Here is a 12,418-nt window from a genome sequence, read left to right on the forward strand (position 1 = left end):
CCTCCGAAAAGCAATCTCTGCACCATCGCGAACGACCTTCCACTTATCGAAGGTGAGAAATTGATTAAATGAGGCGATGTGCGCATCCAGCTCGGGAATTCTCACGATGAAATTGGCCGGATTGAACACCGTCCGAATGCACTTATCTAGCTCTGGCGTTCCATTAATCGCTTCTAGGCGCTGATCGGTATACATCCACCGGGACGGGAAACCTTGGCCATACGAATCATTGAAGCCGAAACGGTTGAAAAACTGCACAAGCTTAGGGCCCGAACGGTATTCGGTCTCCTCGTTGATTAGTTCCCGCAGTTTTTCCAAAGATGTTGGGCTGAGATTCATATGACTACTATGCTTTCCGAGACACATAGCTGTTCAGCATTTCTTCGCCGTGCGGAGCATGGCGTATAAATGCCTGTTGGACTAAGCCGCCCATCAGGCTGCTACACAGCTTCTATAGGGTATTGTATTGGCCGGTGTGCGGCCTGAGACGTCAGGTCGCGCGCAGTCGGAGCTGTTGTGACGCGTTCGGGCCGTGATGTTGGCCATGATCCCAGTTCCCTCCGGGTCCAATTTGCCCCAACGTAGCGCGCCTGCTGGTCAAAATCCATCACCGGGACGAGCGCCGCCGCGACCCGCGAGCGGGCCGGATCGCCGAGTCCGTTGTGTGAGTAGGGCGTCAGCTCATGCTCGATAGCGTTGCTCCCTGTGGTTGTGGGGGCGGCTACGTTTGAGTCGCCGGGGCGAGAGGGTCCCGCTCACCCGCAGTGTCGGTTGCCCGCAGTGGGGGCAGGTATAGGCCGGCTCCGGGTCACTGGCAGGCGTACCGGCATCCGGTGTCACCTCGACAACTGCCAGAGCTTGGCGGATCTGTGCCAGGCGTCGTCGCCGGCAGCGATTGGCCAGAAAGCCGTAGTGTCGGACCCGCATCAGTCCCTTGGGCAGGACGTGGAGCAGGAAGCGGCGCACGAACTCCTCGCCATCGAGGACGAGCTGTTTACGCCGGTCACGGTCGCGGTAGTCCTTGTAGCGAAGGGTCACCTGGTGGTCGTCCACGGCGAGGATGCGGGCGTTGCTGATGGCGATCCGTCGCGTGTAGCGCGCCAGGTAGCGCACCACCGTGTCGGTGTGTTCGAGACAGTCCTTGCTGTAGACCACCCACTCGGTGGCCATCAGAGTGTTGAGCTGGTCATCGACGTCACCGGGCCGGGTGACCCGGTGGAGTTCGCCGGCAGTGGCGGCCTGACGCAGGGCACTGACCAGGTGCCCGCGAAAGTGGCGCGACAGGGCCCGGACCGGGAACAGGGTGTGGCTGCGAGCCCCATGCCAGCCGCCATCGTCGCCCAGCGCACCGCCGGGGACCAGGCAATGCAGGTGCACGTGCTGGCTCAGGTTCTGGCCCCAGGTGTGAAGCACGGCGCTCATGCCCATCTCGCCGCCGAGACGCTTGGGATCGCGACCGAAGGATCGGAGGGTATGCCAGGCGCTCTGGAACAGCAGTCGGTAGATCACCTCGGGGTGAAGCTGGACCCAGCCGTTGAGGCTGTGCGGCAAGGTGAACACGACGTGGTAGTAGCGCACTGGCAGGATGTTCGCCTGCTGACGCTCGGCCCACTGATGCATGGCGCGGCCCTGGCACTGCGGGCAGTGGCGATCGCGACAGCCGAAGTAGTGCGGCTGGGTGTGGTCGCAGTCCGTACACTGCAAGACCGTCCCGCCCATCGCCTCGGTGCGACAGGCGAGTAGGTGATGGCACACGCGTTGGCGCTGACGATCCAGGCCGGCCGGGTTGAGAAAGCGAGCCAGGGCCTGTTGGAGGGTGGCGGTCTCAGCCATGGCCCACCTCCAAGCCGGCCACCAGATCGATGGGACCCTGGCTCGCCCCCTGCTGGCCCGGCAGCCAGTGCAGGTAGCGCATCGTCGACTGAACGCTGCGGTGGCCCAGCAGCCGTTGAAGCTGATGGACGGGCATACCCTGCTCCAGGACATGCGTGGCGTAGGCATGGCGCAGGCTGTGAATGCCACCGATCCGTTCGACCCCGGCCTGGCGCTTGGCCTGGCTAAAGGCCTTCTGCGGCGCGCTCGGGTGCAGCGCACGATCCGGGAACAGTGCGCTCGGGAACAGCCAGGTCCGCGGCCGGTAGGCACGCCAGTAATCGCGCAAGCGATCGAGCAGGGTCGCCGGCAGCAGGACCATGCGATCCTTCGCGCCCTTGCCCTGCGCGACACGCAGCTGGCCACGCTGGCTGTCGATGTCGCTGACCCGCAGGTGACAGACTTCGCTCACGCGCAGTCCGCAGCCATAGCACAGTTCGAGCATCATGCGATGCTTGGGGTTGTGGCATGCGGCCAGGATCCGCCGGACTTCGTCGCGGGTCAGCAGTTCCGGAATCCGTTGTGGTGTCTTCGGCACCACGGGGGATACCTCAACCGACGGCCAGTGCAACACCTGGAGGTACAGGAACCGCACACCGTGCAGATAGACGCGGCAGCTGGCGGCGGACAAACCACGTTCCTGGACCAGATGATTGAAGAAGCATTGCAGGTCGTCGGTGCTCAACGTGTCTGGCGAACGGTGGAAATAGCGCGCCAAGTCCGTGATCACCATCAGGTAGGTATGGTGGGTGCGTTGCGCGAAGCCATGCTGACGCATGGCCTCGATCATCGTCTGTCGTAAGGCAGTCATCGTCGTCACTCCTGTTCATTGACCCTCGTGGGTCAATGAACAGTGTGGTTCGATGAGGCGAGGGACAGGATTCGACGACAGCTACCGCGAAGCGGTTTAGTTCAACAGGTATTAGACCGCGTGCCTGATATTTCACTTAAACGCGCATGCGCGTTTAACAATGTTATGTTGCACGCTCGAACACAATGCATCCTATTGAATCCCTATGTATTAAGTATAGCTAGGCAGTATAACACAGACCATCGTGGCAGCTGCATAACATGGATCGAGGTGGCCGCAGCCATTGCCCAGTTGTCGGCTTTGGGTCGTCATCTGACGCACATTGTTCATCAGCATGGACTAACATTCCTCATTCGGCCAATAACGGACATTCAGTTAACCCTGATATAACGATACAAGCAGGGTCATATTTTGCGTTTTGAGCGCAGCGAAGCAAAATATGTCCCACTGCCTGGACTTGTTACACTTATTAACTAGATGTCATCGTGCCAATCTAACCCGGAGTCGTCTAGCACGCTCCTGAAAAGCAGTTTCACCACCTTCCAAAATGTCTCGAACAGCCTTTCTAATATCTTCACTCTCTAATCCACCCGCTCGATATGTGATCGGTGGCAGACCTTCTGCTTGATGCGGTCCGGATTCTGCAATAATAATTTGGTCCGCATCGGTGTTAATAACTAGGTTCGCATTATGTGTAACCATAATAACTTGACGCTTTGCCTTCGCAGCGATAAAAAGCGGAACCAGCTCATCATTCACAGATTTCGGATCAAGATTCTCTTCTGGCTGGTCAATAATCAGTGGACGATCATCATTCTCATCTAAAGCCAAATAAAGAAGTAGTAGCACAACCCCTCGTGTCCCTGGTGATAGCTTTCGAATATCTACTCCATCATAAAGAATCTCGTATCGAATGGAGATGTGATCAGTTCCATAAAGCCACTGAGCAAACTTTTTCAACCATTCTTTGTACTCAACTTGTTGCTGTGGATTAAAGGGTGCATGCGCCAGGATATCGGCCAGGTAAGTGGAAACGAATTCCTTAATGGAAGATTGAATATCTATTGCGCTTCCATTTTCCCATGCGCTCTCTAACATCTCTCTAGCACGAGATGTTAGAGCGCCTCGTCCATTAAATGGACCAGCCTTACGGCGATCAAGAAGGTGCTCTTCAGCAAACTCTCCCCATCTGTCTACATCAACAATACGTCTAACATAAAACCCAAGTCTACCTAACGTACCGGAGGATGCTGAAAGCCGCTGCATTAGTGGCGCATACAGATCCGCAAGAGCAGTCTGCTCAGTTATGATTGCCTCAAAAAGTCTTTTATATGCGCTATCACGTTCAGCTTGAAGTTCCTTTCTTCGATCTGCAGCACCACGAGCATCTGTGAGCTTTTCTTCTAGTGACTTGAGGGCGGTATTCTCTTGTGCAATTCTTTTAGTAAGCGCGGCATATTGATCTCGAACTATTTTATCGGCACTGAAAAGCGCTTCCAATCTTGTCATCTCTGCAACGATTATTGCCAAACTTTGAGTGTTTAGGTCAACATCATCAGAAATGTATGGTGTATTTGGATCACCTATGGCAATGGGCTTTCCGCTAAGTTCAGAAATATGGTTATCCGCCCATTTAATGTACCCAGCAAGGCTCTCGTCTACATTTCCTTTATATACAAGCAGAAATTCGTTCCATTGTTGATCGTTAAGCCCACTTAGGTTATGTCTTTCTCTAACTTGACGAAGAAGTTCGGGTGCCTTTGTCTCTCGGGTGCTGGACACCTCATCCTGCATCGCTACGAAGGTCCTGCGCTGATTAGTAAAAGCCTGAATCCTCCCTCTCACAAATTGTACCGCTTCACTAAGCTCTGCATGACGTTTTACCTGAGATTCAGTCCCCTTAACAACAAGCTTCGCAAGGTCGGTATTATAATTCCGAATGAGCGCTTCCTTTTGAACAACTTGTTTGGAGAGAGTATCTACCAACCGCTCTTTTTCTAGCTCGGTAGAAATCCGCTCAGAAAGGTCAGCAATAGCCTCAGCCTCTCGGCTACGAGCCTGCCGGAATCTACTTGTTTTATTCTCGCGAAATTCCGAAAAATTAATCGCCCCATCACGCTCATCAAGCGAATGTGACTCCAAGATCACTCTCTCAATTTCGTCAATGAGACCGTCAGATATACCACTTGCTGAGCACAACTCTTCTACAAACTGTTGTGATAAATACCTTGCTCGAGGATAAGAAAAGTGGTTATTAGCGCTTTCTCCGTTAAGTGCACGATTTGATTCATCCCCGCCACCCCAAGAGAGTGTAACTGTTGCATTCCCTAGGTATTGACTTGCTCGCGTTAAGAAAGACGGACTGGCGTTACCTCTTCCACTCCAAGCGCTCCGCGTGATGGAATCGCACCCTGCTGCTATCATATCTGCTAAAGCTGTTTTGCCTGAGCCACGAGCACCAATGATTGCTACCAAGCCCGAATTTAGAGGAATCTGAGGGGTTTGTGTCCAAGGCGCGTTTGCTACATATGCGTTGGATATGATTTGCGATGGTATAGCAGATGGCGGTGGTTCATCTCCAACAAACGCACGACCTTCCGGATCAATGCAGGCTTGCCGCAATGAATCGAACTCCAATCCACCTTTAATCCAAGAAAATCGATTGGCTGTCGGCTGCCCAATGGTTTCTAAATGATGCGCGTCACTACCATGAAGGCATGGTTTACAGCCATCATACCGCGCCTTTAACTCGTCAATCGAAACGCTGCGCTGACCAAGCCAAAATTCCCTTTGGGCTGCACTGCTAGAGAAAATTATATGGGCGAATTTTTCAATCTCTTGCCGCATAGTTGTGTCTGCAGCTTGACGGACACCGGATGTACCATCACTTGCTCCTCCAGCTACAGCAATAAGAATGTTTTTCTTAGCCCAGTCACTTTGCTGGTAAACCTCACGCAGCTGCGTAAAATTAACTTTAAATTGTGTCACGCCATATTTTAGCGCAGCATGGTCGTCTATAATCGATGGATCTGCGCGTTTTCCAAGTCTAATTAGTTCACTTCGTGTGCAGTCGAACGTGTCACCATGTGCTTGGAATTGTAAACGGATTAGTATTCTCTGAATTTCAGAAATGTGCTCTGGGTCATCTGGGCTTACTAGCAAATGAAGATTTACAAACCCGGATTTAGCAGCCACATCTAATCGAAGTTCAATATTTGGAAAAATCAGCTGGACGTTAGGCAACCTACCTTCTGCTTTGTGACTCAATACTTCTTCGTATGTGTCAACTAAATAGTAATCGGTAACAGCGATAGCTTCGATTGTTGGGCTTGACACTTCAAGAGCAGTCAAATATTTACTCCATGCATCAACACCCTTAAATTGATCGTTAAGGACAGTGCCTGGAGCATGGATATGAGGTTCCCATCGTCTCCACAGTGAACCGCGACTTATCATCGCTCCTCCAAAAGTATTCTTAATGTCGCTTTAAATATAACGCCCGCAGCACGCGCGGCTTTGTAGTGAAGGCGAAGCCGCAACGGAAAAGCCGTCGCTGTGCCTGCGTTTGTTAACTGTATGTTGCACGCTCGCTTGCATCTCTTTCCTTATCGGGATCTTCTCGGCTGTTTGTGGCTGACAGGGCATCTAGGTACGCAGATGGAACTCCCGTTTCTTTCGCACCATTTATGACGTGATGTAAATACCAAGAGTAAGGCAGCAATGACGGATCTGTGTTCGTTGCATAGTAGGTAACAGCTTCATGGGTGTTCCATTGGGAACCACTTACCGTAATCCGCTTTTCTTCATAGCCGTAGCCCAGCCCCTCAGCTCTGTCTAGTACGCTTTTTTCGTCATTTGATATTTCGAACAGTGCGCCAATTACGTAGTCATCAGGATTTCCAGTAAATAGCGCATCGCATTTTCCTGAACCATCTTTCTTGCTTACCTTGTGAAAACGGAGAGTATGCTCAACAAGAGTGAACACTCCTATTCGCTCAGCACTTGGAACCCTCGCCTTCAACCTTGGGAGCGACATATTTGATCCATAAGCGAAATACTTCACGCTTCCTCCGTACAGTTAACAGTTGTATTATATAGCGTTCTCAATATTCCACTTTAACGCGCACGCGCGTTCAACACTGTTATACCGCACGCAACAACACTGACAACCTATTGAAAACCCAATGATTTAGGTATGGCTCGGCAGTATAACACCAATCATCGTGCATGCTACATATCAACAATAGTCGTGCTCGCCGCCTTTTGCGGGATGTCGGCTTTGGGTCGCAAGGTGCCCTATCAGGAAAATGCACCTCGCCCAAAAACCACTCTCATTAGTTTACATACTGAATACATGTCACCTTGCTTGCTTCTTGCGAGCCCGCTCCCGCCTTCTCTATCGCACTAACACACTGAAACATCTTATACGCTTGAAGTAATATTGGAGAGAGCAAAATTGCCATTGCAACCAATATGGCGGATAAGAGAATTGTTCGCTGCAAACTCATAACTCCTCCTATAGTGTTCGCAAAAGACAAAGTTTCATAACAAAGTTCCGGAAAGTTTTCATCATTCCCCCTCGTCAATAATCTGGGAAAGACCTTCATTTCCACCGGCTGCATAACACCGATGACGTGCCTGCTGCCTTTGCCGGCATGGCTGCTTAGGGACGATAGCTGCCATCAATCCGATCAATCACCATCTACGAGGCCATCACCAACACCACCCTTGGCTCGCGACATGAGTGCCAATCTCGACTGAAGCCCCGACTACAATACAGCTTCCACAGTCCAACATCACGATATCAGAACTGCTCAACCCCTCTGTCGTTGCACGCCATGCGAGTGCTTTGAAACGATCAGGCTTCTTTCATAGCATCCTTGTCTACGCCACCGCCATCGTGCGAGGCGCAGCCGGAGGCTCGCCATGATCAACAATGGCAAGATCTCGATAGAATGCCCCGAACAATCAGCCAGGCTTCGTCATGAGTGAATACCAGTACTACGAATTCCAGACAGTGGACCGCCTGCTGACGCCCGTCGAGCAGGCGAAACTGCGCGCCATCTCGACACGCGCGCAGATCACCGCCACCTGCTTCACCAACGACTACCAATGGGGCGATCTCAAGGCCGATCCGACGGACCTGCTGTTGCAGTATTTCGATCTGCACTTCTACTGCGCCAACTGGGGCTACCGACGCTTCGCCTTCCGCCTCCCCGAGGCCGCACTGAGCTCAGCAGAGCTCGATCGTTTTCCGTTGGATGACCTCGAGATCCTCGCGGTACGCCTCACACCACAGGGCTGGCTAGTCGACATCGACCATGAAGACGAAGAGGTCTGGTATGACGTCGATGATGGCAGCGGCTGGATGGCGCCGCTGGCCAGCCTGCGCAGCGACCTGCTGGCCGGTGACTACCGCGTCTTCTATGTCTGCTGGCTCTGGGCCGTAGAAGCCGGCTATATCGACGACGATGCTAAAGAACCGCTGCCCGGTATAGCCCCGCTCACCCCTGGCCTCCAGACACTCGGCGAATTCCTGGACCTCGATCCGCACCTGCTCAAGGTGGCGGCCCGGCGGGGAGAGAACGCCATAGCGGATCCTGAGGGTGTTCGGGACTTCATCGCCGCCTTGCCGGAAGACGAGAAGAACCGTTGGCTCGAGCGGATGGTCGCCCAGGACCCTCTCGCCCCGGTAGAACTGCGCCGACGTTTCCGCCAACAGGCGAGCGGAACCGTGTCGGCACCCTGCCGCCGTGTCGTCGAGCTGCGTGACCAGGCCAGGCAACTCGCCGCCGCCCATCGCCAGGCCGAACACGAACGCGCTGAACGCCTGCGCCGTCAGCAGCAAGCCGAAGCCGAGCGCTTGGTGGCGGAACGCCGCGCTCGGGTCGCGTCCTTGGGTGAGCGCGCCTGGCAGGAGGTTCAAGAACATGTTGCCAGTCGCCAGCCCCGTGGGTACGAGCGGGCCGTTCAGCTGCTGCGCGACCTGCGCGCGATCGCCGACGATCGGGGCTCCCACGACGACTTCGATCATCGGCTACGGGACCTCATCACCCTGCATCACCGCAAACAGCGCTTCCTGGAACGGCTGACGCAGGCAGGCCTGTACGGTGAAACCTGAACCGCGCAGTGCCCCCACGCTACCGCCAGGCGATGCCGCGTCGGGTTTCGCCATCCTGGTTGCTCGGGATGTTCCTTGTCGCCCATGACACTATGTAAGGGAAATGAGGTACCACGGGGCCCATCCTTTTGTATCGAGCCTACTAAAGAATGTTTCGGTTTGTGTAGCAGAACCATGGAGAAAATGTCGTATCAGGGGATGGGGGCGTTGCCAGAGGCGCAATGTTGGCGGTCATCACGGCGCTATAATTGTCAGGTCTGGGGGTCACTCCACGATCCCTCGTGCCTCATCCAGACGTTGCGCGATGCGGATCGCCGCCTCGAGCTCCGAACATCCCAACTCCCGCATCACCCGCATGCGCTCGGCCTTCTCCTCGCCCTCGGTGCCGGCGAGGGCCAGATAGAGGCTGGGCGGTACCACCCGGAACAGCGCCTCCAGACGCCCTGACAGCACCACCCCTTCGGTGTATTTCTTGGAGACCTTGGTGGCGGAGGCCATCAGCTTGCGCTGGGTGGCGGTGAGCTCCTTGAAGCGGCTGACCTGCTCGATCTCGTCGGGGGGCATGTAGAGGCACAGCCAAAACTCGATCATGTTGAGCAGCTTACGGGCTGCGTCCGGGAAGTCTTCGAGGTTCTGGGTGGCCATCCAGATCCAGTGTGAGAGCTTGCGCCCCATCTTGCCCACCTTGACCAGGTAGGGGCTGAGCAGCGGGTTGACGGTGAGCAGGTGGCACTCGTCGATGACCTGGACGATGGGCCGGCCGCTGTACTGGTCCCGCTCGGCCAGGTTAGTGATCATGTCGGTCACGCTGATCACCGCCAGGGCGAGTTGGGCCTCGTAGCCTTCTCTAGCGAAGTGGGCCAGGTCGATGATGGTCACGTCGCACTCCGGCCAGGCAGTCCCGGGGCGGTTGAACACCTCGCCGTCGAAGCCGTCGCAGAACAGCCCCATGGCCTCGCCCATGTCATAGGCGCGGCGCTGCCGCTCCTCGGGGATCGCCGTGTCGCGTGAGATCGCATAGAGCGCCTCGCGCACGTCCTGGGTCATGCAGTCGCGGCCTTCTGCCCGGCAGCGCTCCGCCGCCTGGTAGATGGCATCACGCACCATGCGCCGGTCGGCGCGGCGAAACTCCCGCTCCTCCTTGGGATCGCCGCCGGTGATCATCAGCCGGGCGGTGATCTCCATCTCGCCCAGCAGGTCGCGCTCCTCGTCGGGCTGCTCCTCCTCTTCCTCCAGCGGGGCCTCCTCGAAGGGGTTGGCGTCCTCGACATCGCGGGCCAGGCGCCGCTCCTCCACCTCGTTTTCCAGAAGCCGTGTGGCCGCCGCAAACGGCGGCAGCCTCGCCCCGCAGCCCGGCGACAGCTTGACCTGGTTGACGCTCATCCCCTTGCGCTCGAAATACTGGCCCAGCAGCCCGAAGCTGTTGCCCACCTCGATGATGAACAGTCGCGGGCGGTGCATGGCCATGACCTGGCTCAGCACACCGTTCAGGGTGGCCGACTTGCCGGCTCCGGTAGGGCCGAACACCAGCAGGTGGGCGTTGGCCGAGCGGTCCTCGAGGTTCAGCGGATCGAAGCTGAAGGTCTCACCGCCACGGTTGAAGAAGGTCATGCCGGGGTGGCCGGTCCCGCGGCCGCGCCCGAACACCGGCGCCAGGTTGGCCAGGTGGTGGACGTAGTTGAACTGGGTGTACCAGCGATTCTTGCGATCCTGCTCCGGGTCGAAGTTCATCGGCAGCCAGCGCAGGTAGGTGTTCAGGCCGGCGACTTCGTCCTCCGGATCCACCGGAGAGAGATTCACCTGCAGCAGCTGAGTGGCCAGCTCCATGCTGCGCTGCTGAAGATCCTGCTCGTCGTCGCCCATCAGATAAAACGCCAGGGTGCTCTGGTAGAGCTTGTGGTTCTGGCCCAGGTAGCGGCGGGCGGTCTCGCAGTCTTCGCGGACCTGGCGGGCCAGCACGCTGTCGCCCACCGCCTTGCTGTGCAGGCGGTTGATATGGTCCTCCAGGGGTTCCTGAGGCGTCGCTACAATGGTCAGCACCGCCTCGGTGCCCTCGGGCAGCTTGTCCATCAGGGCGTTGCTCGCCTGGCCATCGGAGCGGCGCACCTCGCCGGTGAGGTGCCCTACCACCGGCGCCCGGCGCATCTCCTCCACCACCACGCAGCACTGGGGCAGCCCATCGAACCACCACAGTCCGGTCTCCACATCGCCGCGGGGCGAGTTGAAGAGCATCCCCTCGGCCAGGTCGTAGTTCCAAGCCACGTCACTGGCATCCTCGGGGTAGTCGCACAGGGCGTAGAAGCGCGCCGGGTCATCGGGGGCCAGTCGCGGCCGCGGATTGAAGCGCGGCAGCAGCCAGCGGTGAAAGGCGCGCCCGTCATAGCGCTTCAGGCGCAGGCCCGCGCCGTGCAGCGCGGCGGCCAGCCGCTCGTAGACCTGATTGGCGGCCTGCTCGGGGGAGAGTCCCCGCTGGCGTTCCCCCGCCTGGCGCTTCTTGCCGAGCCAGCGGTAGAGCACCAGGCGCGTGCGGCGGGTCTGGCCCCGCCAGCGGGTCTGGGTCACGCCGTCATCCTGGAACAGCCCGCCCGGTTTGGAAATGGCCTTGAGGTGAGCGCCCATGCTCGCCAGCCAGTCCTGGGTGAACTCGGTCTCCCGGGCCCGCGGCCGCACATAGTCGCGCATGCGCTCCAGGTCGGGGCGAGCGTCGACCTCATCCTTGACGAAAAGCTGCACCACCCAGGGGTGCTGCTCATACTCCGGCAGGCTGTCCTGGAAGGCAGCCTCGATCTGGTCACGAATCGCCTCCAGGGACTCCGGGGCGCGGCCCTCGGTGGCAATGGGAAAGATCTCGGCCACCACGCCCACCGAGACCCCGTCCTCGAGGAGGAAGCAGCCCGATCCGGGCAGGTACTCCACCCAGGGCAAGTAGTTGCTGAACGAGGGCGCCCGGCGGAAGTGCGAGCGCAGCTCGGCAACGGAAGGTGCCTTGCCCCGGGGCAGAGCCAGCGGCCGGCCCTGCACGTCGCTGCTGAGCGCGACCAGCCCCTCTGGCTCGGCCGCCTGAGTCTTGTGCTCTTCGGACTCATCCCGGTCTGATAGCACGGCATCCAGCACCTGGCCTTGATCGCCCTCACCCGCCTTGGCGCTGCCAAACAGCCGGTTCATCAGGTCGTCGAACTGGGACATCAGAGAGCCCTCCCGTCGAGCCACTCCGCGGTGGGGCGAGCGCTCTCCCCGGGCATGGCGTATTGGATGCGCTGGTAGAGGGGAAATACCGTCGAGTAGCCGGGTACCGGCACCTGCTCCGTCCCGGCCAGATGGGGGAAGACGTACATCACCAGGTCCGGGTTGGGCAGGCGGCGGAACTGGCTGTAGATCTCGTTGCCCACATCCCGGCTGTAGCGCAGCTGCTCCGTGACCATGTCGTCGCTCTCCAGCGGGCGGCGCAGCTCGCTGCGCACGTCCAACAGGCGGCGTTCGCCGGTACTGTGGCCGGCCTGGTGCTGCCAGATGTCCCTCATGGTGGTATCGCCCACCGGCATCAGCTCTTCCTGGGAGGTCGCACAGCCCGCCAGCGCCAGGGTGGTCATCAAGCCCGCCAGCGGCATGGCGGC

Annotated in this window: 8 protein-coding genes; 1 reads left to right on the plus strand and 7 read right to left on the minus strand. The window is 57.5% G+C overall.

Features of this window, described 5'->3' with window-relative positions:
* The 5 genes from FEF15_RS13550 to FEF15_RS13570 all read right to left on the minus strand — a co-directional run.
* A partial coding sequence (locus tag FEF15_RS13550; protein ID WP_205598535.1) for a hypothetical protein occupies positions 1-339 on the minus strand: 339 nt, incomplete at its 3' end.
* A 342-nt stretch (positions 340-681) separates the two neighbouring features.
* A complete protein-coding gene (locus FEF15_RS13555; protein ID WP_205598536.1) occupies positions 682-1,833 on the minus strand; it encodes an IS91 family transposase in 1,152 nt (383 codons plus the stop codon).
* Complete coding sequence (locus FEF15_RS13560; RefSeq protein ID WP_205598537.1) at positions 1,826-2,662, minus strand: site-specific integrase; 837 nt, start codon at positions 2,660-2,662, stop codon at positions 1,826-1,828. The genes FEF15_RS13555 and FEF15_RS13560 overlap by 8 nt, the downstream gene beginning before the upstream one ends.
* Before the next feature lie 501 nt (positions 2,663-3,163).
* Entirely contained in the window at positions 3,164-6,139 is a 2,976-nt protein-coding gene (locus tag FEF15_RS13565; RefSeq protein ID WP_163559708.1) for a TrlF family AAA-like ATPase, read from the minus strand.
* Positions 6,140-6,251: 112 nt separating this feature from the next.
* Positions 6,252-6,746, minus strand: coding sequence for a gamma-glutamylcyclotransferase family protein (locus FEF15_RS13570; protein ID WP_163559709.1), 495 nt, complete (start codon positions 6,744-6,746; stop codon positions 6,252-6,254).
* Positions 6,747-7,667: 921 nt separating this feature from the next.
* On the opposite strand from FEF15_RS13570, the gene FEF15_RS13575 reads away from it, so the two are divergent.
* Positions 7,668-8,804, plus strand: coding sequence for a cell envelope integrity protein TolA (locus FEF15_RS13575; RefSeq protein ID WP_163559710.1), 1,137 nt, complete (start codon positions 7,668-7,670; stop codon positions 8,802-8,804).
* 264 nt (positions 8,805-9,068) lie between these two features.
* Here FEF15_RS13575 and FEF15_RS13580 read toward each other — a convergent pair whose 3' ends face one another.
* Together FEF15_RS13580 and FEF15_RS13585 are read right to left on the minus strand one after the other, a co-directional pair.
* Positions 9,069-11,990 carry a conjugative transfer ATPase gene (locus tag FEF15_RS13580; RefSeq protein WP_163559711.1) on the minus strand — a complete coding sequence of 974 codons (2,922 nt, stop codon included), beginning with the start codon at positions 11,988-11,990 and terminating at the stop codon, positions 9,069-9,071.
* The gene (locus FEF15_RS13585) at positions 11,990-12,412 is read right to left on the minus strand and encodes a TIGR03751 family conjugal transfer lipoprotein (RefSeq protein ID WP_163559759.1); all 423 of its coding nucleotides are present in this window, start codon (positions 12,410-12,412) and stop codon (positions 11,990-11,992) included. Before FEF15_RS13585 ends, FEF15_RS13580 begins: the two co-directional genes overlap by 1 nt.
* Between the last annotated feature and the right edge of the window lie 6 nt (positions 12,413-12,418).

This window comes from Halomonas sp. NO4, from assembly GCF_010994375.1.
Taxonomy (GTDB): Bacteria; Pseudomonadota; Gammaproteobacteria; order Pseudomonadales; family Halomonadaceae; genus Halomonas.